Annotated in this window: 20 protein-coding genes and 1 tRNA gene; 12 read left to right on the forward strand and 9 right to left on the reverse strand. The window is 67.0% G+C overall.

Features of this window, described 5'->3' with window-relative positions; all coding sequences use genetic code 11:
* The first annotated feature begins 118 nt into the window (after positions 1 to 118).
* From ACWRN3_RS05890 to ACWRN3_RS05900, 3 genes are read left to right on the forward strand one after another with little or no spacing between them, the layout of a single operon-like run.
* A complete protein-coding gene (locus ACWRN3_RS05890; protein ID WP_476740107.1) occupies positions 119 to 1,105 on the forward strand; it encodes a metal ABC transporter solute-binding protein, Zn/Mn family in 987 nt (328 codons plus the stop codon).
* The gene (locus tag ACWRN3_RS05895; protein ID WP_476740108.1) at positions 1,102 to 1,917 is read left to right on the forward strand and encodes a metal ABC transporter ATP-binding protein; all 816 of its coding nucleotides are present in this window, start codon (positions 1,102 to 1,104) and stop codon (positions 1,915 to 1,917) included. Before ACWRN3_RS05890 ends, ACWRN3_RS05895 begins: the two co-directional genes overlap by 4 nt.
* Positions 1,917 to 2,801 carry a metal ABC transporter permease gene (locus ACWRN3_RS05900; protein ID WP_255172605.1) on the forward strand — a complete coding sequence of 295 codons (885 nt, stop codon included), beginning with the start codon at positions 1,917 to 1,919 and terminating at the stop codon, positions 2,799 to 2,801. The genes ACWRN3_RS05895 and ACWRN3_RS05900 overlap by 1 nt, the downstream gene beginning before the upstream one ends.
* Here ACWRN3_RS05900 and ACWRN3_RS05905 read toward each other — a convergent pair.
* The gene (locus ACWRN3_RS05905) at positions 2,779 to 3,240 is read right to left on the reverse strand and encodes a Fur family transcriptional regulator (protein ID WP_159631620.1); all 462 of its coding nucleotides are present in this window, start codon (positions 3,238 to 3,240) and stop codon (positions 2,779 to 2,781) included. The two genes, ACWRN3_RS05900 and ACWRN3_RS05905, sit on opposite strands and share 23 nt — an antisense overlap.
* A gap of 104 nt (positions 3,241 to 3,344) precedes the next feature.
* Between ACWRN3_RS05905 and ACWRN3_RS05910 the strand changes: the two genes are divergently transcribed.
* Positions 3,345 to 4,001, forward strand: a complete 657-nt coding sequence (locus ACWRN3_RS05910; protein ID WP_476740109.1) for an MBL fold metallo-hydrolase — start codon at positions 3,345 to 3,347, stop codon at positions 3,999 to 4,001.
* Here the strand turns inward: ACWRN3_RS05910 and ACWRN3_RS05915 are convergent.
* Positions 3,998 to 5,101, reverse strand: a complete 1,104-nt coding sequence (locus tag ACWRN3_RS05915) for a PLP-dependent cysteine synthase family protein (RefSeq protein WP_476740110.1) — start codon at positions 5,099 to 5,101, stop codon at positions 3,998 to 4,000. The two genes, ACWRN3_RS05910 and ACWRN3_RS05915, sit on opposite strands and share 4 nt — an antisense overlap.
* A gap of 93 nt (positions 5,102 to 5,194) precedes the next feature.
* Between ACWRN3_RS05915 and ACWRN3_RS05920 the strand changes: the two genes are divergently transcribed.
* From ACWRN3_RS05920 to ACWRN3_RS05930, 3 genes are read left to right on the forward strand one after another with little or no spacing between them, the layout of a single operon-like run.
* Positions 5,195 to 6,088, forward strand: coding sequence for a sulfurtransferase (locus ACWRN3_RS05920; protein WP_324642319.1), 894 nt, complete (start codon positions 5,195 to 5,197; stop codon positions 6,086 to 6,088).
* Positions 6,085 to 7,263 carry an NAD(P)-dependent alcohol dehydrogenase gene (locus ACWRN3_RS05925; RefSeq protein ID WP_476740111.1) on the forward strand — a complete coding sequence of 393 codons (1,179 nt, stop codon included), beginning with the start codon at positions 6,085 to 6,087 and terminating at the stop codon, positions 7,261 to 7,263. Before ACWRN3_RS05920 ends, ACWRN3_RS05925 begins: the two co-directional genes overlap by 4 nt.
* On the forward strand, positions 7,260 to 7,688 hold the full coding sequence (locus ACWRN3_RS05930; protein WP_324642317.1) for an HIT family protein: 429 nt from the start codon (positions 7,260 to 7,262) through the stop codon (positions 7,686 to 7,688). Before ACWRN3_RS05925 ends, ACWRN3_RS05930 begins: the two co-directional genes overlap by 4 nt.
* A gap of 72 nt (positions 7,689 to 7,760) precedes the next feature.
* On the opposite strand, the gene hrpA is transcribed toward ACWRN3_RS05930, so the two are convergent.
* From hrpA to ACWRN3_RS05945, 3 genes are all read right to left on the reverse strand, one after another.
* Positions 7,761 to 11,750, reverse strand: coding sequence for an ATP-dependent RNA helicase HrpA (hrpA, locus tag ACWRN3_RS05935; protein WP_324642316.1), 3,990 nt, complete (start codon positions 11,748 to 11,750; stop codon positions 7,761 to 7,763).
* 64 nt (positions 11,751 to 11,814) lie between these two features.
* Entirely contained in the window at positions 11,815 to 12,150 is a 336-nt protein-coding gene (locus ACWRN3_RS05940) for a protealysin inhibitor emfourin (protein WP_476740112.1), read from the reverse strand.
* 60 nt (positions 12,151 to 12,210) lie between these two features.
* Positions 12,211 to 13,263 (reverse strand): M4 family metallopeptidase, encoded by a 1,053-nt coding sequence (locus ACWRN3_RS05945; RefSeq protein ID WP_476740113.1) that lies wholly within the window; start codon positions 13,261 to 13,263, stop codon positions 12,211 to 12,213.
* A 124-nt stretch (positions 13,264 to 13,387) separates the two neighbouring features.
* On the opposite strand from ACWRN3_RS05945, the gene ACWRN3_RS05950 reads away from it, so the two are divergent.
* Entirely contained in the window at positions 13,388 to 14,338 is a 951-nt protein-coding gene (locus tag ACWRN3_RS05950) for a cation diffusion facilitator family transporter (RefSeq protein WP_255172597.1), read from the forward strand.
* Positions 14,339 to 14,432: 94 nt separating this feature from the next.
* Here ACWRN3_RS05950 and ACWRN3_RS05955 read toward each other — a convergent pair.
* From ACWRN3_RS05955 to ACWRN3_RS05970, 4 genes are all read right to left on the reverse strand, one after another.
* A tRNA-Arg gene (locus tag ACWRN3_RS05955) sits at positions 14,433 to 14,505 on the reverse strand.
* Positions 14,506 to 14,617: 112 nt separating this feature from the next.
* On the reverse strand, positions 14,618 to 16,180 hold the full coding sequence (locus tag ACWRN3_RS05960) for a ferredoxin--NADP reductase (RefSeq protein WP_476740114.1): 1,563 nt from the start codon (positions 16,178 to 16,180) through the stop codon (positions 14,618 to 14,620).
* Complete coding sequence (locus ACWRN3_RS05965) at positions 16,177 to 17,049, reverse strand: FAD:protein FMN transferase (protein ID WP_476740115.1); 873 nt, start codon at positions 17,047 to 17,049, stop codon at positions 16,177 to 16,179. Before ACWRN3_RS05965 ends, ACWRN3_RS05960 begins: the two co-directional genes overlap by 4 nt.
* A 3-nt stretch (positions 17,050 to 17,052) precedes the next feature.
* Positions 17,053 to 17,466, reverse strand: a complete 414-nt coding sequence (locus tag ACWRN3_RS05970; protein ID WP_324645284.1) for an FMN-binding protein — start codon at positions 17,464 to 17,466, stop codon at positions 17,053 to 17,055.
* A 324-nt stretch (positions 17,467 to 17,790) separates the two neighbouring features.
* Between ACWRN3_RS05970 and argS the strand changes: the two genes are divergently transcribed.
* Genes argS through thrC form a run of 4 tightly spaced genes read left to right on the forward strand, consistent with a single transcriptional unit; the run spans position 17,791 to position 23,357 of the window.
* Positions 17,791 to 19,455: an arginine--tRNA ligase gene (gene argS / locus ACWRN3_RS05975; protein ID WP_476740116.1), complete on the forward strand. Its 1,665-nt coding sequence runs from the start codon at positions 17,791 to 17,793 to the stop codon at positions 19,453 to 19,455.
* 5 nt (positions 19,456 to 19,460) lie between these two features.
* The gene (lysA, locus tag ACWRN3_RS05980; RefSeq protein ID WP_476740117.1) at positions 19,461 to 20,933 is read left to right on the forward strand and encodes a diaminopimelate decarboxylase; all 1,473 of its coding nucleotides are present in this window, start codon (positions 19,461 to 19,463) and stop codon (positions 20,931 to 20,933) included.
* A complete protein-coding gene (locus ACWRN3_RS05985; RefSeq protein WP_324642308.1) occupies positions 20,934 to 22,250 on the forward strand; it encodes a homoserine dehydrogenase in 1,317 nt (438 codons plus the stop codon). It begins immediately after the preceding gene.
* Positions 22,251 to 23,357 carry a threonine synthase gene (gene thrC, locus ACWRN3_RS05990; protein ID WP_324642307.1) on the forward strand — a complete coding sequence of 369 codons (1,107 nt, stop codon included), beginning with the start codon at positions 22,251 to 22,253 and terminating at the stop codon, positions 23,355 to 23,357.

The raw sequence follows: 23,357 nt of genomic DNA on the forward strand, positions 1-23,357 counted from the left end.
GGGGCGCGTCAGGGGCGGGCCCTGCGAAGCAGCGCGCCCATCTAAATAGGAATCATTCGCATTTAGGTATAGGCTGGGCAGTGTTGTCCTCCCCATCCTGTGTGAACTGAGGTTTTCCGTGCGCCGTCCAGCCGCTGCCAGCTCCTTCCTTGCCGCCCTCGCAGGAGTCGGCCTCCTGCTCAGTGCCTGCAGCCCCCAGCCGTCCCAAACCGCGGGCCAGGCACAGGGGATCAACGTCGTGGCCTCAACAAACGTCTACGGGGACATTGCCCGCACGATCGGCGGGGACAAGGTCAAGGTGACGGCCATCATCAATAACGCCGGGCAGGATCCGCACTCCTACGAGGCGACCGCCCAGGACCGGCTGGCTGTGTCCAAGGCCCAGCTCGTCATCGAAAACGGTGGCGGCTACGACGACTTCATCCACACCCTGGTGGAGAGCAGCAAGCTCGACAGCGCTTCGGTGCTGACCGCCGTCGAGGGTTCCGGCCTTGCCCATCCGGAAGAAGCTGCCAGTGGAGCGCCATCGCCAACCCCGGACGCGGCAGGCGGGCACGACGGTCATGACCACGGCGGCCTCAACGAGCACGTCTGGTACAGCCTGCCTGCGATGGAGCGGATAACTGACGGCATAGCGGACAAGCTTGCCGCCTTGGACCCCGGCTCTGCGGCCACGTTTTCCGCCAACGCCGAATCCCTTAAGTCCTCCCTGGCGTCTCTGCACAGCCAGTTGGACGCGTTGAAAGCCGCCGGGGGTGGGGGCCGGGTGGCAGTCACGGAGCCGGTGCCGCTGTACCTGCTCGAAGATGCCGGGCTGGCGAACGCGACGCCTGAGCAGTACACGGCCGCAATTGAAGAGGGCGCCGATGTTCCTCCTGCCGTCCTGAAGGAAGCCACGGACCTGGTCGGGTCCAAAGCCGTCCGCCTGCTGGCTTACAACGCCCAGACGGAAGGGCCCCAGACCGAAGCGTTGAAGAAGGCGGCTGAAACCGCGGGCGTGCCTGTGGTGGACTTCACCGAGACCCTGCCCGAAGGCAAGACCTACCTGCAGTGGATGACGGACAATGTGAACAACATCAGCAAGGTTTTGGAGACAAACAGGTGAAATCGGTCGTCAGCCTTAAAGGGGCGTGCCTCAGGTTCGGCCAGCGCACGCTCTGGGAGGGCCTTGACCTGGACATCAGGCCCGGTGAGTTCTTCGCCGTGCTGGGTCCCAACGGCAGTGGCAAGACCAGCTTCCTGAAAGTGCTGCTGGGCCTGCAGAAGCTGCAGGCGGGAGAAGCATCGCTTGGCGGGCAGCCCGTGGAACGCGGCAGCAGCCTGATCGGCTACGTACCCCAACAGAAATCCTTTGCACCGGACACACCCATGCGGGCCCGCGACCTGGTGGGGCTGGGAGTGGACGGCCATCGCTGGGGAATCCGGCTCTCACTGGCCAGGACAAACCGAAAGGTTGACCAGCTCCTGGAGCTGGTTGGTGCCTCCGACTATGCCAACGTCCCGGTGGGCCAGCTCTCCGGCGGCGAGCAGCAACGGCTCCGGGTGGCCCAGGCCCTGGCGACGGATCCCCAGGTCCTGCTCTGTGACGAGCCGCTGTTGTCGCTGGACCTGCACCACCAGCAGGCAGTGAGCGCCCTGATCAGCAAACAAAGCCGCGAGCACAACAGTGCTGTGGTCTTTGTGACCCACGAAATCAATCCAATCATCGAGTACGTGGACCGTGTCCTCTACCTGGCCGGGGGACGTTTCCGGGTTGGGGCGCCCGATGAGGTAATGACCACGGAAGTGCTTTCGGACCTTTACGGCAGCCATGTGGAGGTGATCCGCGCCAACGGCCGGCTCGTGGTGGTCGGCCTGCCCGATGCCACCACGCACCATCATGCCGGGGCGGACGCGATGGCAGGGGAGGTGGCGTAATGGACGCGGACAGTATCCTGGGCGCCATTTTCAATTTCGACAACTACGGCGAACTGTTGGTCCTGGTACAGAACTCCATCTGGGCCGGCGCCATCCTGGGGCTCCTCGGCGGCCTGGTGGGCACTTTCGTCATGAAGCGCGACCTTGCGTTCGCTGTCCACGGCATCTCCGAGCTGTCCTTTGCAGGCGCCGCTTTTGCGCTCCTGGTCGGGGCCGATGTGGTCTTCGGCTCGCTGGTTGGGTCGGTGGCGGCCGCGCTGCTGCTGGGCTTGATGGGGGTGCGCGCACGGGACAAGAACTCCATCATCGGGGTCATCATGCCGTTCGGGCTGGGACTCGGCATCCTGTTCCTGTCGCTTTACCAAGGCCGCGCGGCGAACAAGTTCGGGCTGCTGACCGGGCAGATCGTTTCCGTGGACACAGTCCAGCTCCAGGCACTCGCCGGGACGGCCGTCGTCGTGATGCTCGTGCTGCTGGCCGTCTGGCGGCCGCTCAACTTCGCCAGCGTTGACCCGGAACTCGCCGAGGCGCGGGGAGTGCCCGTCCGCAGCCTGGGCATTGTGTTCATGATTGTCCTGGGCGTCAGCGTGGCCCTGTCCATCCAGGTGGTGGGCGCACTGCTGGTCCTCGCCCTGCTCATCACTCCTGCAGCCGCAGCCCTGCGGGTCACCTCATCGCCGGTGGCGGCGGTGGTGCTCAGCGTGGTCTTCGCCGTGACGGCCACGGTGGGCGGAATCCTGCTGGCCCTGGGCGGCCGGATCCCCATCAGTCCCTATGTCACCACGTTGTCGTTCCTGATCTACGTGGTGTGCCGTACCATCGGCTCGGTACGGGAGGCCCGTGGCCTCAACGGGCGGGTCCTTACAGCTTCCCGGCAGCCTTAAGGGCGGTGCAGTCCGGGCACAGCCCGAAGATTTCCACTGTGTGGTCCACCTCGGTGAACCCATGCTCGGACGCAGTGCGCACGGCCCACGTCTCCACGGCGGGGGCTTCCACCTCCACGGCCTTTCCGCAGTTCCTGCACAGCAGGTGGTGATGGTGGCCGGTCACCGCGCAGCGCCGGTACACTGCCTCGCCGTCGCCGTTGCGCAGCACGTCAACCAGGCCTTCATCGGCGAGTGACTGCAGGATGCGGTAGGCGGTGGCAAGCGACACCGACACGCCCTGGTTCTGCAGGATCCGGTAGAGCTCCTGGGTGCTGACGAAGTCGTCCAGCCGGTCAAGGGCAGCACTGACGGCTTTGCGCTGCTTGGTAACGCGCTGTTCCTTGCCGCCTCCAGCCGGGGACGGGGCGGCGGAATCAGCCTTGACGCCGGTAGGCATGGACGAACTCGCTTCCGTGGGGGGCAAACATCAAGATTACCAGCCGGATCTTCCTGGACGGCGTTCGTGGACAGCGTTCCGGAACGGACCCTAGGCTGGCGCTTATGAAGCTGACCAAATACACCCATGCCTGTGTCCGGCTCGAGAAGGAAGGCGGGGTCCTGGTCCTGGATCCCGGAACCTTCTCCGAATCAGCGGAGGCGCTGTCCGGGGCCCACGCCGTACTGGTGACGCACGAACACGCTGACCATTTGGACACCAAGGCCGTGGTGGACGCCCTCCAGGGCAACCAGCACCTTGAGCTCCACGCTCCCGCGGGCGTGGCACAGCAGCTGCGCCAGGAGGCTGCCGGTGCCGCGGAACGCATCCACGCGGTGGATCCGGGATCCTCGTTCCAGGCGGCGGGCTTCGACATCCGCAGCTTTGGTGGCCAGCATGCCCTGATCCACCCCCAGATACCCATGGTGGCCAACATCGGCTTCCTGGTGGACCAGAACGTGTACCACCCGGGGGACTCCTTCATCATCCCGGACGGCATCACGGTCCAGACACTCCTGGTTCCGCTGCACGCCCCGTGGAGCAAGTCAGCTGAGGTAGTGGACTTCGTGATCGGGGTGCGGGCGCCGCGTGCGTTCCAGATCCACGACGGGCTGCTCAACGACAACGGCCTGGGAATCGTTGAAGGGCACGTCAAGCGGATCGGGGCCAAGTACGGCACAGAATACCGGCACCTGGCACCGCGCGAGTCGGTGGAGGTCTAGCCGGTCCACTCTCCGGTGTCCAGGAAGCGCGCAATCACCGCTTCGTACGGCGCCGGATCCAGCCCCTGGCCAGCCAGCCACTCCTGGTTCCAGTAGTTGCCCGCATAGCGTTCGCCGCCGTCGCACATCAAGGACACGATGCTGCCCCGGCGTCCCTCCGACAGCATGCCGGCAATTGTCTGCCAGACGCCCCACAGGTTGGTGCCGGTGGACGGGCCGGCGTGCAGGCCTGCGAAGGAGTGCAGGTGGCGCATCGCAGCAACGGACGCGGCGTCAGGGACCTGGACCATCCTGTCGATCACCGTGGGAATGAAACTGGGCTCCATCCGCGCCCGGCCAATGCCTTCGATCCGCGAGGGCAGGCCCGTGGGTTGCGCGGCTGCTTCCCCAAGCCAGCCGGGGTAGAACGCGGAGTTTTCCGGGTCCACCACCAGCAGCTTGGTGGGATGGCTGTGATACCGCAGGTACCGGCCGATCGTGGCGCTGGTTCCGCCGGTGCCGGCCCCCACCACGATCCAGTCCGGCACCGGGTGTGGCTCCAGGCTGAGCTGGCCAAAGATCGATTCGGCGATGTTGTTGTTGCCGCGCCAGTCCGTGGCCCGCTCCGCATAGGTGAACTGGTCCATGTAGTGCCCGTTGCAGGTGGCAGCCACCTCTTCCGCCGCCGCGTAGACGTCAGAGGCGTTCTCCACCAGCAGGCACGAGCCGCCGAACTTCTCGATCAGTGCGATTTTCTCCGGGCTGGTGGTGCGTGCCATGACAGCGACGAAGGGCAGCCCCAGCAGCTGGGCGAAGTACGCCTCCGATACAGCGGTGCTTCCGCTGGAGGCCTCGACGATGGTGGTGTCCTCCCGGATCCAGCCGTTGACCAGGCCGAACAGGAACAGCGACCTGGCCAGCCGGTGCTTGAGGCTGCCGGACCGGTGGGTGGACTCGTCCTTGAGGTACAGCTGGATGCCCCAGTGCTCCGGCAGGGCCACCGAATAGAGGTGGGTGTCCGCGGAACGGTTGTTCTCCGCCGTGATGGTGCGGATGGCCTGGTCCGCCCAGTCCCGGTCCGTTCCGCCGCTGCCAGTGCCGGTGCTGCCCTCGATCTTCACCGCACCAGCCTACCCGCGGCAGCCGGACTGCCCGTCTAAAGTTGGACCGTTGCCTGCGCCAGCAGATGGCCCGGATCCCGCAGAAGGAGCACCATGAAGCCATTGATTGACGTCCCCGGCCTTGAAGCCAGGCTTGCTGCCGGGCACCGGACGGTCCTGCTGGACGTGCGGTGGGTGCTGGGCGACCCGCATGGCCAGGACCACTATCTCGAGGAGCACCTGCCGGGCGCGGTATTCGTTGACCTGGCCACGGAGCTTGCCGATCCAGCCGTTCCTGACCGGGGGCGGCACCCGCTGCCGTCCCGCGACCGTTTCCAGGAGTCGGCCCGCCGGTGGGGCCTGCGCAACGGTGACGTCGTGGTTGCCTACGATGACAGCGGGAACATGGCGGCGGCCAGGCTGTGGTGGATGCTGCGCGACGCCGGCGTCAGCGAGGTCTACCTGCTCGACGGCGGTCTGGGCGCCTGGCGTGCCGCGGGCCTGCCGCTCGAGGCGGGCCCGGTCCGTCCTGTCCCCGGCGACGTTGTGCTGGGCAGCGGGCAGATGCCCGTGGTTGACGCCGGTGCTGCCGCCACCTGGCCGCACAGCGGCCTGTTGCTCGACGCGAGGGCGGGGGAGAGGTACCGGGGCGAGATCGAACCGGTGGACCCCCGTGCCGGCCACATCCCTGGAGCGGTCAGCGCCCCCACCGCTGCGAACGTGGACCAGGCCGGGCGGTTCCTTGCGCCGGCCGAGCTGCGGCGGAGGTTCGAAGCCCTGGGCGTGCAGGACGGCCGGCGGGTGGCGGTCTATTGCGGCTCCGGCGTCACGGCGGCCCATGAGGTGGCCGCACTGGAACTGGCCGGGTTCTCCGCTGCGCTCTACCCGGGCTCCTTCTCGGAGTGGTCAAACCGCCCGGACCTGCCGGTGGCCACCGGCGCGGAACCTGGGGACGGTGCGTCCCCGGGTGGAATCTCCGGCGGAGCCGGGGGTAGCGTCGCACTATGACACCAGGACGTCCCGTACCACCGCCCCTTGCCCATCCCATTTCGCCCGTCGCCGGAACCGCACCCGCCGGGGCCCCCGCAGTCGCAGCCGCAGACGCCGGCGTGCGCGCCGCAGCGTACGGCGCCGTATCAGGAGCCAGCGGCCTGGTGCCGCTGACGGTCACCAGGCGCGCCCCCAAGCCGGACGATGTGGAAATCGCCATCGAGTTCTGCGGGCTCTGCCACTCCGATGTGCACGCCACCCGCGGAGAATGGGGCGGCCAGACATACCCCCTGGTCCCCGGCCACGAAATCGTGGGAACGGTCAGCAGGACCGGTTCGAACGTCACCGATTTCGCAGTGGGCGACCGCGTGGGCGTTGGCTGCATGGTGGACTCCTGCCGCGAATGCGAAAGCTGCCTGGACGGCCTTGAGCAGTACTGCGAAAACGGGATGACCGGCACCTACGGCGCAAAGGACCGGCGGAACGGGGACGCCATCACCCAGGGCGGTTATTCGTCGTCCGTCGTGGTGGACCGACGCTACGTTCTGCGAGTACCGGAATCGCTGGATCCGGCCGCCGCCGCGCCCCTGTTGTGTGCCGGCGTCACCACTTTTTCGCCGCTGCGCCACTTCGACGTCGAGGAAGGCGACGTGGTGGGCGTCGTGGGGCTCGGCGGGTTGGGCCACATGGCCGTCAAACTGGCCAAGGCCATGGGCGCGAAGGTGGTGGTGTTCACCACCTCCGAATCCAAGGTTGCGGCCGCCCTGGAACTGGGCGCGGATGAGGTTGTCCTGTCCCGCGACGATGCCTCGATGGCCGCCGCGAACCGCACCATCGACCTCATCATCGACACCGTGGCGGCCCCGCACGACCTGAACCCCTTCTTCCGCACCCTGCGCGTGGACGGCGCACTGTTCCAGCTGGGGCTTCCCTCCGAGGCCATGCCGCCGGTCAATCCGGGTGCCCTGATCCGCCGCAGGATCGCCTATGCAGGCTCACTGATCGGCAGCATTGCCGAAACGCAGGAGATGCTCGACTTCTGCGCTGAGCACGGCGTGGTTGCCGATATCGAGATGGTGGCCGCCGGACAGCTGAATGAAGCCTACGACCGGATGGTCGCTGGAGACGTAAAGTACCGGTTCGTGCTGGACACCAGCACGCTGCAGGCAGCAGCCGAGGAGGCAGACGCATGAGCACCCTGTTCACAAAGATCCTGAAGGGCGAGATTCCCGGCCGGTTCGTCTGGCGCGAGGACGACGTCGCGGCGTTCCTTACCACCGGACCGCTTGCCGACGGCCACACCCTGGTGGTCCCCACCGAAGAAGTGGACCGGTGGACTGACGCCACGCCGGAGACCCTGGCCAGGGTCATGGAAGTGGCACGGCGGATCGGTGCGGTCCAGGTGGACATCTTCGGCGCCCGGCGGGCCGGGCTGATCGTGGCCGGCTACGAGGTCAACCACCTGCATGTGCACGTGTGGCCGTCGCAAAGCATGGCCGACTTCGACTTCGGCTCAGCGGACCAGAACCCGGACCCCGCGGTGCTGGACGCCAACGCCGAAAAGCTCCGCGAGGGCCTCCGGACGGCCGGCTACGGGGAGTTCGTACCCGCGGCCTGACATCCGGCTCTCCGCTGCGTGACCGGTCCTTGCCGGCCGGGCACGCAGGACGCGCGGAGCAGCCGAAGGTGTTCAGGCTGGCGCAAGTGCCTTGTTGAGCACGGCCCGGATGCGCTTCTCCGACACGGAGTAGGCAGTTCCGAGTTCGACGGCGAAGAGGCTCACCCGGAGCTCCTCGATCATCCAGCGCACCTGGGTTAACTCCCGTCCGGCACGCCGTCCCGGCAGCAGCGCCGACACGGCGTCGTCGTAGTCGTCCTCGAGCCGCTGCACCACTGCCATGTTCAGGGCATCCCGCTGCACGTTCCCGGGCAGGCGCTCCAGCCGCTTCTCGATGGCCGCAAGATACCGCGGGAGCTGGCTGAGCTGGGCGTAGCCCGTGCGTGCCACAAAACCCGGATACACCAGTTGCTCCAGCTGGCTCTTGACGTCGTTCAGCGCACTGATCAGGGCCAGGCTGGTGGTGCCCTTGAGCTGCTTTTCGATCCGCCGGGTGCTGGCCAGGATGCGCTCGACGACGGCGGTGACGGTGAAGACGGTGTCAATCAGTTCAGCGCGCACTAGCTCATACAGGGCGTCAAAGGCCTGGCGGTCCCAGGGCAGTTCCGGTGGCGTGAGCTTGTCGATGGCCGCCAGTGCACAGTCGGCGATCAGGGCCGACACCGAGCCGTGCGGGTTCTGGCTGAAGGTGAGTTTCTCGGTGTTGCTCAGGTGCTCCAGGACGTAGCGGTCCGGCGCCGGAACGCGCAGTGCCAGCAGCCGGATCACCCCGCCGCGCATGGCGTCGAGCTGTTCCTCTGCCGTCTGGAACACGCGCAGGGCCACCGACTTGCCCTGGTCCACCAGGGCCGGATAGCCGGTAACTGTATGGCCCTTGACCATGCTGCTCACCTGGCGCTCGATGGTGCCGAAGGTCCATTCGGTCAGGCCTTCCTGCTCCACGAACCCTGCCGTGGCCGGGGCTCCCGGCACCCCGGCGCCCTGCTGACGGGCCGGTGGCCCGCCGTCGGACGCCTTCCCGTTCCGGCGCTGCCCGTTAGGGGCGGCACCGGGCGCAGTGGAGGCCGGGGTGGCGCCAAGCGATTCGGCAATGGCCCGCCGGGTGGCGGGGGCCAGCTGCTCCTGGAGCCCGGTGAGGTCCTTGCCCTCGCCCAGGACCTTGCCCTTGCTGTCCACCACTTTGAAACTGACGCGCAGGTGCGGGGGGACCGCGTCCCAGTTCCAGGAGCCGGCCGGGATGACCGCGCCGCGGATCCGCCGCAGCGCAAGCTCCAGCGAGGGCTCCAGATCGTCGGTGGCGGGATCGAAGTCGGACTCGAGGACGGCAACTGCCTGCCGGGCGACATCGGGGGCCGGGACAAAGTTCTTCCGGATCTGCTTGGGCAGCGACTTGATCAGGGCCGTCACCAGCTCCACCCGCTGGCCGGGGATCAGCCACCGGAACGGGGCGTCGTCGAGCTGGTTCAGGAACAGGACCGGTACTTCGGCAGTGACGCCGTCGGACGGGTCGGGGGCAGAACCCGGTGCCACCGGATGGAATTCGTACGTCAGCGGAAGCTCGAAGCCCTTGTGCAGCCAGGTCTTCGGGTAGGCGGAGACGTCCAGGTCGTCGGCGTCATCGCTGAGGAGCAGCGACTTGTCGTAATCCAGGAGGTCCGGGTTCTCCCGGCGGGCATCCTTCCACCACTTGTCGAAGTGCCGCTCGGAGACCACGTCCGGGCCGATCCTGGCGTCGTAGAACTCGAACAGGGTTTCGTCATCCACCAGCAGGTCGCGGCGGCGCATGCGGGCCTCAAGTTCCTCCACCTCGTGCAGGAGCGCCCGGTTGCGGTGGAAGAACTTGTGGTGGGTGCGCCAGTCGCCTTCCACCAGGGCATGCCGGATGAACAGCTCACGGGCAACCACCGGATCCACCCGGCCGTAGTTGATCCGCCGCTGGGCGATGATCGGAACGCCGTAGAGGGTGACCTTCTCGTAGGCCATGACGGCACCCTGCTTGGTGGACCAGTGGGGTTCGCTGTAGCTGCGCTTCACCAGGTCCGGGGCCACCTGTTCAGCCCATACCGGATCGAATTTGGCGGCCACCCTGGCCCAAAGCCGGCTGGTCTCCACCAGCTCGGCTGCCATGACAAAGGTGGGGGACTTCTTGAACAGGGCCGATCCGGGGAAGATCGCGAAGCGGCTGCCCCGGGCGCCGGCGTATTCGCGCTTGCGCTCGTCCAGGATGCCGATGTGGCTCAGGAGTCCGGAGAGCAGGCTGATATGGATGCCGTCATGGTTGCCCACGGGATCCGCCAGGCGCTTGTTGTCCAGCGTGATCCCCAGCGGACGGGCGAGCTGGCGCAGCTGGGTGAAGAGGTCCTGCCATTCCCGCACCCGCAGGTAGTTGATAAACTCCGCGCGGCACAGCCGGCGGAAGGCCGATGATGACAGCTCCTGCTGCTTCTCCTGCAGGTAGTTCCAGAGGTTGAGGTAGCCGGTGAAGTCGGAGTTTTCGTCCCGGAAGCGGTTGTGCTTTTCCGCGGCAAGTTGCTGCTTGTCGGTGGGCCGTTCGCGCGGGTCCTGGATGGTGAGCGCGGCCGCCAGCACCATGACCTCGCGGACGCAGCCGCGTTTTCCCGCTTCGACGATCATGCGGCCCAGGCGCGGATCCACGGGCAGCTGGGCGAGTTTCTGCCCGACGGCGGTGAGGCCGCCGCCCTGGGGCCCGCCCCTGCCCCCGGCTGCTTCCGGCTTGGCACCGGTACCTTGGGCGCGCGGGGGAGCCAGGGCGCCAAGTTCGCGAAGGAGGGTGACACCGTCGTTGATGGCGCGGGTTTCCGGCGGTTCGACGAAGGGGAAGTCCTCCACATCCTTGGGCCCCCTTGCAACGCCCATGGCAGTCATCTGGAGGATGACGGCGGCGAGGTTGGTCCGCAGGATCTCCGGGTCGGTGAACCGGGGCCGGGATTCGAAGTCTTCCTCCGAATACAGCCGGATGGCGATGCCGTCGGACACGCGGCCGCAGCGGCCCGAACGCTGGTTGGCCGATGCCTGCGAGACGCGCTCGATGGGCAGGCGCTGGACCTTGGTGCGGTGCGAATACCGGGAAATGCGGGCGGTGCCGGTATCGATGACGTATTTGATGCCCGGAACCGTCAGCGACGTTTCCGCCACGTTGGTGGCCAGCACGATCCGTCGCTTGCTGCCGGGATGGAACACCTTGTGCTGCTCCTGCAGGCTCAAGCGCGCAAACAGGGGAAGGATCTCGGTGTTGGCCAGCCTGCGGTTGGACTGGATGCGGGCCTGCAATGCTTCCGCAGCGTCCCGGATTTCGCGCTCGCCGGAGAAAAATACCAGGATGTCCCCCGGGGCCTCGGCGGCAAGTTCATCCACGGCATCGCAGACGGCGTCCAGCGGATCCCGGTCTTCCTCAAGTTCGTCGTCCGAGGCGTCTTCTTCGTCCGCTTTCGGCTGCGAGAGGGGGCGGTAGCGGATTTCCACCGGGTAGGTCCGTCCTGACACCTCCACAATGGGGGCCGGGTCCTCCGGGGTGCCGAAGTGCTTGGCGAACCGTTCGGGATCAATGGTGGCCGAGGTGATGATGACCTTCAGGTCCGGGCGCTGGGGGAGGATCCGCTTGAGGTAGCCCAGGATGAAGTCGATGTTGAGGCTGCGTTCATGCGCCTCGTCAATGATGATGGTGCTGTACTTGCGCAGCAGTTTGTCCCGCTGGATCTCGGCGAGCAGGATGCCGTCGGTCATGAGTTTGACCTTGGTCGCCTTGCTGACCTCGCCCGTGAAACGGACCTGGAAACCTACTTCCTGGCCGATCTCGACGCCGAGCTCCTCCGCAATGCGCTCCGCCACCGTCCGGGCTGCCAGCCGGCGCGGCTGGGTGTGCCCGATGAGGCCTTTCTCGCCCAGTCCCAGTTCCAGGCACATCTTGGGGATCTGTGTGGTCTTACCGGAGCCGGTCTCGCCGGCGATGATGGTCACCTGGTTGGCGGCGATTGCGGCCATCAGGTCCTCGCGGCGCTCGGAAACCGGCAGCTCGGCGGGATAGGAGATATGAAAAGTCATGGCTGCAGACAGTCTACTGCCGTAAGGAACCGCCCCTTCTTCGTTTCCCGGCCGCCTGCCGTCCTCAGCCGGGCCCGTCGGTGTCCGTGCCGGGAAGTGGTCCGCCGGCTTCCTCCGCGGCGGCCCTCGCGGTATCAACCAGGATGCGCCATGGACCGGTGAGGGCATGCTCGGGCAGGGCAGCCCTGCGCTGCCCTGCGGTGATTGAGTACATGAAGCGGTCCGGCTGGGGCGCCTCGAAGGCCGCCGCGGCCGCCCGTGGCGTGCTGGGAACCGCATCCCACGGGCAGGCCTCGACAATGGGCTGCCACTGGCTGAGGTCGCTGTCCGTCCGGGCGTCCACCGTCCACACGCGCGTGACCGCCGCGATCCCGCCGGTGCGCTCCACCTTGATCTTCATGGCCTGGCCCCTGGGCTTCCATACGGCCCGGGAGCCAGTGAGCGGGCCGCCGGGCAGTGGTTAAACCTTGACCTTCACAGTCTCCCACGCCGCCCCAACGGCGTCATGCTCCGGGGACTCCGGGCCAAAAAGGTCGGCGGCAGCGCGGACCGTGGCACGGGCAAAGACCGTGAACGTGGCGGCGGGCGGCAGGGAACCGTTGGTCAGGGTCTCGTACCAGATACGGCCCGGAGCCTCCCACGCGCAGCCGCCCAATGCCTCCGCGACCAGGTAAAAGGCGCGGTTGGGGATGCCGGAGTTGATGTGTACGCCGCCATTGTCCGCGCTGGTCCGGACGTAGGAGTCCATGGAGTCAGGCTGCGGGTCCTTGCCCAGCACGTCGTCGTCGTACGCAGTCCCCGGCGCCTTCATGGACCGCAGGGCCCGCCCCTGGACCTTGGACGTAAAGAGCCCTTCCCCGATCAGCCAGCTGGCCTGCGCGGTGGTCTGGTTCTTGACGTACTGCTCAACGAGCGCGCCGAAGACGTCGGACATGGATTCGTTCAGGGCACCCGCCTGGTTCCGGTACACAAGCCCCGCCGTGTACTGGGTGACCCCGTGTGCCAGCTCGTGCCCGATGACGCTTACGGATTTGGTGAAGCGTTCGAAGACGTCGCCGTCGCCATCGCCGAAGACCATCTGGCTGCCGTTCCAGAAGGCGTTGTCGTACAGCTTGCCAAAGTGCACCGTGGCGTCCAGCTTCAGCCCGCGGCCGTCCACCGAATCCCGCCCGAAGGCGTCGGCATACAGCCTGTGCGTGTTCCCCAGCCCGTCATAGGCCTCGTCAGTGGCGGCATCGCCGGTGGCTGGTCCGCCTTCTTCGCGGACAGGCCTGCCCGGGAGGGTTTCGTCCCCGGCGGCGTCGTAGACGGCGCGGTTGACGGGCCCTGGCTTTTCCGGCCGCAGGCCCGGCGGGAGGGGCGGAACAGCCTGCGAACGCGCAGCCTGGAACGATTCGACGTGTCCCAGCGCTTTCCTGGCGGCGCTTGCCGCGGACGAAAACTCCGGCGCATCCTGCTGCGCCAGCCGCCGCAGCATGTACGGCGGAATGATTGAACAGAATTGAACGTGCATGGCGTACCCCCTCAACTAGGTGAAATCAGCCTAAGAGGAGCCACCGACAATGACAGGGACGCCACCGCCACAAATTCAGCAGCCGCCGGGCGCTGGAGCGGGCAGGGCTGGGTACGGTAGGCGCATGGCTGAAACCGAAAAGCGAACCAAATCCAGTTCCACCCTGCTGACTGTCATCATCGCCTTCGTGGCGAATGTGCTCGTGGCGGCGGCAAAGTCGGTGGCCGCTGTCCTTTCCGGCTCGGCCTCCATGGCCGCGGAGGCAGCGCATTCCTGGGCGGATACGGGAAACCAGGTGTTCCTGTTCTTCGCGGAGCGGCGGTCTGCCCGGCCCCGGGACAAGAGCCACCCGATGGGATACGGCCGGGAGGCCTATGTCTGGTCGATGTTCGCCGCGTTCGGCCTTTTTACCGCCGGGGCAGTGGTGTCCATCATGCACGGCATCCAGGAGATCATTGCCCCTGAACCGGCGTCGGACTTCACCGTGGCGTACGTCGTCCTTGCCGTGGCCTTCGTCTTCGAGGGAGTCTCCTTCGTCCAGGCGTTCCGCCAGACCCGGAAGGCGGCCCACGAGCTCGAACGGCACACCCTTGAACAGGTCCTGATCAGCTCCGATCCCACCCTGCGCGCGGTCTTCGCCGAGGATGCCGCAGCGCTGATCGGCCTCGTGGTGGCGTTCGTGGGCGTATTCCTGCACCAGGTCACCGGCTCGCCGCTGCCGGACGCGATCGGTTCGATCGTCGTCGGCGTGTTGCTCGCCGTCGTCGCGGTTGTCCTGATCGACCGCAACAGGCGCTTCCTGGTGGGCCAGGGCGTCACCCCGGACATCGAGCGCTCCATGGCCCGGCGGGTGCTGGAGCACCGCGACATCGCCCGGCTCACCTACCTGCACCTGGAATTCGTCGGCCCGCGCAAGCTGTACCTGGTGGCTGCGGTGGATCTGGAGGGGGACCACCCGGAGCACGAGGTGGCGGTGGCCCTGCGCCGGATTGAGCGTGAGCTGGAAGACCACGAAACGGTGGAGGAAGCCGTCCTGACCCTCGCAACCCTTGACGAGGCAGCCCTGCGTTTCTAAGCCGGCGCCTCCCGTGGGACCTGAGCGGCAGGGGGCAGGATGCACGGGAACGAAGAAACCCCCGCCGCTTCAACAAGCGGCGGGGGTATTCGTGTGCCCTCGGTAGGATTCGAACCTACGGCCTTCTGCTCCGGAGGCAGACGCTCTATCCCCTGAGCTACGAGGGCAATTTCCGGATATCCTGCCGTTCCCGGCGGGACGTCCTAGAGCTTAGCAGGAAGGTGGCCCGCAAGGGAAAACCGCCACCCGGACCAGCCGGGGGTGGTCGCCGAAGCAGCCTCAGTAGCCCGAGAAAGAGTCCGTCCGGACCCTCCGTGCCCCGGCCCGCCTGGCCGCGCGGCGGAGGGATGCGACGCTTGCGGGCGAGCCGGAAACGTAAACCTCCCGGCGGTCGATATCCGGGACAAGCTCCGCAAGCGCCTTTCCATCCAACCGGCCGGGCGCACCGGTTCTGGCGGCAAAAGCGGAAGCGGAGGCCAGGCCGGACGGCGGGTCGGAGCCATCCGCCAGCCGCACCAGTACACGCATGCCGGACGTCCGGAGTTCTTCCGCGTAGGCCACCTCGTCAGCGCTCCTGGCCAGGAGCAGGAGCACAGCGTCCCGTTCCCGCAAGGCGCCCGAGGACAGGTGGGACACAAATGGGGTGATGCCGATGCCCGCCGCGATGAGCAGCACCGGCCGGCGGGGATCCCGCGGCAGGATAAAGTCGCCGCCCACCGCCGTGGCTGTCACTTCGTCACCCGGCTGCAGCGCCAGGAGCGACTCCTTTGCCGCTGACAAAGGGCCCGCCGTCCGGACGCCAAACTTCACCACGCGCTCGCCGGGGGAGCCGGTCAGGCTGAACACCCGGCGCCGGCCTTTTCCATCCGGCCTGGCCTGCGGCAGGTCCAGCTCCATGTACTGTCCGGGGAGGAAACGTACCGGCCGGGCGGGCTCGAACGAGAACTCGGCGGTGGTGGGCGTCAGCGGGCGCGTCCCCGCGAACCGGAGCTTTACGGCCCCGCGCTGGCCCGCCAGGAAAGCCAGCAGGTTGCCCGCCAGCAGCGCAGCCTCCGGGGAGTTGGCCACAATGCCCAGGTTCCACGGCACCGCGAAGAGCACCCCAACCACGGCTGCAAGTGCCAGCTGCTGGTGGCGGCGCGGTGGCAACGTAAGGGGCTCGGTCAGCATGAAGCCCACAAAGAAGAGCACCGGACGCTGGGCGAGGGCCTGCCAGACTCCCATCCCGGCCGTCATCCCCGAGCGAAGCAGTTCAAGGGTAATGATCGCGGTGGCCACCCCCGTGAACACGGATGCCATCAGCATCTTGCGTGTCCGGTGCAGGACCAGCAGCACGCCCGGGACCAGCACCCAGAGCATGGCCGGCGTCGCGGCCCACCACGTGGCGATGTTCAGCCCGGTGAGACCGGTGGCAAACGCGCCGGCCGCGGCGGGATTGAATATGTGCCGTCCGCGCCACGCCAATGCGTATTTGGACGCCGACGCCAGCACGCACGCCAGCGCCACCCCTGCCAGGTCCCTCGGCTGCAGGGACGGCCAGAACAGGAAATAGAGCAGCAGCCCGGTGATCAGCGAGGACTCCGCATGGGGATTGACCCGGAACAGTGCCGCCAGCGCCCGGTTGGCGGCGTAGGTCAAACCCAGGCACAGCGCCAGGTGTGCCAGCATTTCCGGGATTCCGAAAGTCAGCCAGCCCAGCACATTCAGCAGCAGGCTGTACGCGGCGAGTACAGCCAGGACCACAAGGATGAGCCGGTACATGGTGAACCTGCCCACGGCGGTGCCTATCCGGCCCGTCAGGGAGGGGGCCGGGCCGGTTTGCGGTGTGTCCACGGGGCTCATGGGAACAGCTTTCCTTCGAATTCGGCGGAATAGGCTGCGCTGCCGTCGGAAAAGACTGTCAGCCAGGAAAAGTCGAACGCCTCCTGGAGGAGGTCGCCCGGGACGAAGAAGAGGGCGGTGGCGAGGGCATCGGCAACCATCGCCGTCTCTGCCAGTGCCCAGGTGGCGACGGCGGTGCGGACCGGCTGCCCGGTGGTTCCGTCCAGGACGTGGTGCAGTCCATCGCCCCAGGCACGCCGGTTGGCAGCCGAGGCACACAACGCCCGGCCTTCCAGGTCCACCACGCCAATCGCCTGGGCCGGGTTGTAGGGGTGTTCAAGCCCCACGCTGACAGGGCCGGTTCCGCGGGCCAGCAGGTCCCCGCCGGCATCAATGACGAACCCGCCCACGCCGGCGGCCGCCAGCTCCTGCGCCAGCAGGTCCACCAGCAGGCCCTTGCCGGCGGCACCAATGTCCAGGACCAAGGGGGCGCCGGCAGTCAGGACCGTTCCGGACCACGTGAGGACCGATTCCCAGGCCGGCGCCGGGAGCGGTGGCCCTGCTGCCCGGAGGGAGTACGCTGCGTCATACCCCAGGCGCTCCAGGCTTCCGCCTATCAGCGGTGTCATGGCTCCGCCGGTCAGCCGGTAGAGCCGCCAATACAAGTCGCCCAGGGCAGCGGCTTCGTCGGGGAACACATGGCGCCCCGCCTGCCGGGCCAAGCCGGCAACCAGGGAATCGGCGCGGAAACGGGACCAGTCGCCGTCGAACTTTTCGACCCGGTCCAGAAGGCGCACCCGCACGCCATGCGGCAGCGGCAGGGGAGTGCTGATGTGCCAGCCGGTGCCGATCCCCTGGAACGAAAAGTCCTCCCGGTCCGTCGCGGACACCGCCTAGTGCGCCTCCGCCTTGATCTTCTCCAGCGCCTGGTTGAACCCTCCGCTGGTCAGTGAGGACCCGGAAACCTTGGAAACGTTGAGTTCATCGATGTTCCTGCCCACCACCTGGGCTGCGATGCCCCCGGCGAACTGGCCCTGGAATTTGCGGGTGTTGGGATTGGACGGGTGCTCGGTGATCTGCACGTCCGTGACTTTGCCCGCTGCAAGCGTCAGCTGCACACCCACCGTCTCCGTGCCGTTGGGCGAGACGTAGTTGCCGTCCGCATTGTAGGTTCCGTCTTTGTAGTTGCCCCCGCTGCCGGCCAGGGCGGAGGATCCGGCAGCGGGGGCGCCCGGTGCCGCGGCAGTGCCGGGGGTGCTGTCGGCGGTGGACGGCGCGCAGCCCGCCACGGTTCCCGCCAGGGACAGCCCTGCGATACCGGCGAAGAGGCTTCTCCGGAGAAGGATTTTGGGAACAGAAGGGCCTTTCACGGCAAAAGTACTCCCGGGAGTGACGGGGCTTTTAGGGATGGAGGGTCTCATGAAGGCTCTCGTTTCTCTGTGGGCTGTTCACTTCCTTGGGGCTGCCACCTTGTGTGGGGAGAGGCCCTTGCGGCAGTGGCTACGGTTTAGTCAACGCCGGATCCGCCCGAATGGTTCACGGAACCGGCCGGGAAGATTTCTTTTGCACGCCGCCGGGGGCGTGCACGGCCCAAATTCTTTGCTGTCACTGGCCCCCGGTACGCTAGAGGGGTGACTCCCGAAGAACTTTCCCTCGCCATATCCGCCTGCCTCAAGGACGCCGTCGCCGCCGGCGATATTGCCCTTGCGGCATCAGCCATTCCGGCTGAGGTGCGCGTGGAGCGACCCAAGAACCGGGACCACGGCGACTGGGCCACCAACATCGCCCTCCAGCTCGCCAAGCAGGCCGGCACCAACCCGCGCGAATTCGCCGCCGTCCTCAGCAGCCGGCTCAAGTCCATCGACGGCGTCTCCGCCGTGGATATCGCCGGGCCCGGATTCCTGAACATCACCGTGGACGCCGCAGCCGCCGGTGCCCTGGCCAAGGCCATCGTCGAGGCCGGCAAGGACTACGGCACCAACACTGCGCTCGCCGGGCGCACCGTCAACATGGAGTTTGTCTCCGCCAACCCCACCGGGCCGCTGCACATCGGGCACACCCGCTGGGCCGCCCTGGGCGACTCGATCGCCCGCGTGCTGCGCGCTTCGGGCGCGGATGTCACCGCGGAGTACTACATCAACGACGCCGGCTCGCAGATGAACACCTTCGCCAACTCCGTCTACTCCCGCCTGCATGGCCTTCCGGTGCCGGACGGCGGCTACCCGGGTCAGTACATCGCAGACCTTGGCCACGAAGTGCTCACCGCGCACCCGGACATCCGCGAGCTCACCGAAGTGGCCGCCCTTCCGGTCATCCGGGCCGCCGCCTACGAGGCCCAGATGAAGGACATCAAGGCCACCCTGGCGGACTTCGGCGTCGAGTTCGACGTCTTCTTCTCGGAGCAGGAACTGCACGACGCCGGCGCCATTGAAAGTGCCGTGGCGCGCCTTCGCGAGCAGGGCCACGTGTTCGACGACGGCGGTGCGGTCTGGTTGCGGACCACGGACTTTGGCGACGACAAGGACCGCGTCATGATCCGCGCCAACGGCGAGCCCACGTACTTCGCCGCGGACGCTGCCTACTACCTGTCCAAGAAGGACCGCGGCTTCACGGAGAAGATCTACCTCCTGGGCGCCGACCACCACGGCTACATCAACCGGCTCAAGGCCATCGCCGCCGCCGCCGGTGACGACCCCGAGGTGAACATCGAAGTGCTGATCGGCCAGTTGGTGTCCGTCAACGGCGCCAAGCTGTCCAAGCGCGCCGGCAACATTATCGAACTCAAGGACCTGATCGACTGGCTGGGCAAGGATGCAGTCCGCTACTCCCTGGCACGGTTCCCCGCCGACTCGCCGCTGACCCTGGATCCGGAACTGCTGAAGAAGCACAGCAACGAGAACCCTGTGTTCTACGTCCAGTACGCCCACGCCCGCTCCCGGGGCGCCGCGCGCAACGCTGTGGCCGCCGGCGTCGAACGCCAGGTGGACGGCCAGGACAGCTTCGATGCTTCACTCCTGGACCACGCCACGGAAAACGAGCTGCTGTCCTACCTGGGCAGCTACCCGTCGATCGTGGCCAAGGCTGCTGAACTGCGCGAACCGCACCGCGTGGCGCGACACCTGGAGGCCATCGCAGGGGCGTACCACCGCTGGTACGACGCCTGCCGTATCGCCCCCATGGGTGAAGAACCCGTCACGGACCTCAACCGCACCCGGCTCTGGCTTAATGACGCCACCAGCCAGGTGCTGGCGAACGGCCTTGACCTGCTGGGCGTTTCCGCGCCGGAACGGATGTAGGACCCATGACGCACACAGCCGCACACGGCTCTCCGCTTGCCCCGGAGTGGCTTGCCGTTCCGGATGACCTCAATGCCCTCCACGAACCGATGTGGGCCGGTGACGCAGCGCGAAACGCCGATGGTGAACTTGCCATCGGCGGGATCCCCGTCAGCGAGTTGCAGCGGCAATACGGGACCCCGCTTTTCGTCATGAGCGAGAACGACTTCCGTGCCCGGGCCAGGGCATTCAGCGACGCGTTCAACGACGCCTTCGCGGATATCTGCGGGGGAGTGGATGTCTACTACGCCGGCAAGTCGTTCCTCTGCACGGCGGTGGTCCGCTGGGTGGAGGAAGAAGGGCTGCGGCTGGACACGGCCTCGGGCGGGGAACTCGCCGTGGCCTACCGGGCCGGAATTCCCGGGGCGGACGTCGCCCTGCACGGCAACAACAAGTCCGACGGCGAGATCCACAGGGCGCTTGACATGGGCCTGGGGCGGATCGTGGTGGACAGCCTGGATGAGCTCGTGCGCGTCGGCGCGATCGCGCAGGGGCGCGGGGAGCGGGCAAAGGTCATGCTGCGGCTCACCCCCGGCGTGCATGCCCACACGCACGAATTCATCGCCACCGCCCACGAGGACCAGAAGTTCGGCCTCTCCATGGCTGCCGACACCACCGATGAAGCCGGCATCTCCGCTGCCGAGGAAGCGGTGGCAGCTGCATCAGCGCATCCCGGCATCGAGCTGCTGGGCCTGCACTGCCACATCGGATCCCAGATTTTCGAGCCGGACGGCTTTGCGCTGGCCGCGGAGAAGCTGCTGCGCTTCCTTGCCGCCATGCAGGAAAAGTACTCCATCACCCTGCCGGAACTGGACCTCGGCGGCGGCTACGGGATCGCCTACACGCCGGTGGACACCCCGCGCCCTGCAGCGGAGATCGCCAACGCGATGGCCGCCGTCGTGCGCTCCACCTGCACCGAGCTTGGCATCGACGCGCCGCGCATCTCCATCGAACCGGGACGCGCCATCGTTGGCAGCACCACCTTCACCCTGTACGAAGTGGGCACGCTGAAGACGGTCCGCGTGGACGCACCCGGCACGTCCGGCGACGGTGACGCGGGCAACAACGTTACGTATCCCCGGCGGTATGTTTCGGTGGACGGCGGCATGAGCGACAACGCCCGCCCGGTGCTGTACGACGCGGATTATTCGGCCGTCCTGGCCTCCCGCACCTCCAGCGCCGCCCCGCAGTTGTCCCGCGTAGTGGGCAAACATTGCGAGAGCGGCGACATAGTTGTTAGAGATGTATATCTGCCCGAGGACGTGGCAGCCGGTGATCTGCTTGCTGTACCGGGAACCGGCGCCTACTGCTGGGCCCTCTCGAGCAACTACAACTATCTGGCCCGGCCGGGCGTTGTCGCGGTGCGCGACGGATCTTCCCGGCTGATTGTCCGCGGGGAAACCGAAGAAGATCTGCTGAACCGCGACATGGGAGCCTGAATGACGGAAATGCGAACGCTGAAAGTAGCCCTGCTGGGCTGTGGCAACGTTGGAGCCCAGGTTGCGCGGATCCTCATTGAGGACGCCGACGCCCTCGCTGCCCGCACCGGTGCCCGCCTGCAGCTCAGCGGCATCGCCGTGCGCAACGTTAATGCCCCCCGCGACGTGGACCTGCCGCAGGAGCTTTTCACCACCGACGCCGAAACTCTCGTCAAGGACGCCGACCTCGTGATCGAGCTGATGGGCGGCATTGAGCCCGCACGCACGCTGATCCTCTCCGCGCTGCGCAACGGCGCCTGCGTGGTCACCGGCAACAAGGCACTCCTGGCGCAGGACGGACCCACCCTCTACGAAGAGGCGGACAGGGCGGGCGTCCAGCTGTCCTACGAGGCCGCCGTGGCCGGCGCCATCCCGATCCTGCGCCCCATCCGCGACAGCCTCTCGGGCGACCGGATCACCCGGGTGCTGGGCATCGTCAACGGCACCACCAACTTCATCCTTGACCAGATGGACACCACCGGCGCCCAGTTCGCCGATGCCCTCGCCGAAGCCCAGCGCCTTGGCTACGCCGAAGCGGACCCCACTGCCGACGTCGAAGGCCACGACGCCGCCGCCAAGGCCGCCATCCTCGCGTCGCTGTCCTTCCACACCCGCTTTGCGCTGGACGATGTCCACTGCGAGGGAATCACGTCCGTCAGTGCTTCGGACATAGCCGCCGCAAAGGACGCCGGCTTCGTCATCAAGCTGCTGGCCATCGCGGAGAAACTGACCGGCGCTGACGGCAAGGAAGGCGTGTCCGTCCGCGTGCACCCCACCCTCCTGCCCCGCGAACATCCGCTGGCCGCCGTCCGGGGCGCATTCAACGCGGTGTTCATCGAGGCCGAAAATGCCGGTGAGCTGATGTTCTACGGCCAGGGCGCCGGCGGCACCCCGACGGCATCCGCCGTCCTGGGCGACCTCGTTTCAGCAGCCCGGCGCCTGGTCCTGGGCGGTCCCGGACGTACCGAAACCACCACGGGCCACGTTCCCGCGCTGCCCATCGATGCGGCCACCACGAGTTACTACATTGGCCTGGACGTCGCCGACCAGCCCGGCGTCCTGGCTAAGATCGCCCAGCTCTTTGCCGAGCACGGCGTGTCCATCGAAATCATGCGGCAGACCATCCACCGCGATTCAGCTTCCAACGTGGAGTCGGCCGAACTGCGGATCGTCACCCACCGTGCGTCAGAGGCTGCCCTTGCAGCCACCGTCGAGGCCGTGAAGGGCCTGGACGTCATCAATTCAGTTACATCCGTTTTGCGGGTAGAAGGAGTCTAAGTGGCTCACCAATGGCGCGGTGTCATCCGCGAATACGCTGACCGTCTGCCCGTGACGGAGTCCACCAGGGTCATCACCCTGGGTGAGGGCGGTACCCCGCTGGTACACGCGCAGAAGCTCTCCGAACTCACCGGTTCGGAGGTCTACCTCAAGGTGGAAGGCATGAACCCCACCGGCTCCTTCAAGGACCGTGGCATGACCATGGCGATGACGGCAGCAGTTGCCTCCGGCGCGAAGGCCGTTGTGTGCGCTTCCACCGGCAACACGTCCGCGTCCGCCGCTGCCTACGCCACGGCCGCCGGCCTCAAGTGTGCGGTCCTGGTGCCCGAAGGCAAGATCTCCATGGGCAAGCTCAGCCAGGCGATTGCCCACGGGGCCACCCTGCTCCAGGTGGACGGCAACTTCGACAACTGCCTGGACATCGCCCGCAAGCTGGGGGAGTCCTACCCCGTCTTCCTGGTGAACTCCGTAAATCCCGCCCGCATCCAGGGCCAGAAGACCGGCGCCTTCGAAGTGGTCGATTCCCTGGGCGACGCACCGGACATCCACGTTCTGCCCGTGGGCAACGCCGGCAACATCACGGCCTACTGGAAGGGCTACAAGGAGTACTCCGCTCCCTTCGAATCGGAGACGGCCGGCACGCTTCCCGCCGTATCCACCAAGACACCCGCGATGTGGGGCTTCCAGGCCGCCGGTGCCGCCCCCTTCGTGGCAGGCCACCCCATCACGGAACCGGACACCATCGCCACTGCCATCCGCATTGGAAACCCGGCGTCCTGGGACGGTGCCGTCGGCGCCCGTGACGAGTCCGGTGGACTCATCGAGGCCGTCACCGATGAGGAGATCCTGAACGCCCACCGCTGGCTGTCGTCCAAGGAAGGCGTCTTCGTGGAGCCCGGTTCCGCCGCAGGCGTCGCGGGACTGCTCAAGAAGCACGCGGCCGGCGAGGTCCCCAGCGGGAAAACCATCGTCATCACCGTCACCGGCCACGGACTCAAGGATCCCCAGTGGGCCCTGCGCACCGAGGATGGCAGCGATGTCCAGCCGGTCAAGGTCCCCAACGACGTCGTCACCGTAGCTGCTGAGCTGGGACTGGAAGAAAAATAA

The organism is Pseudarthrobacter sp. rb (genome assembly GCF_056389225.1).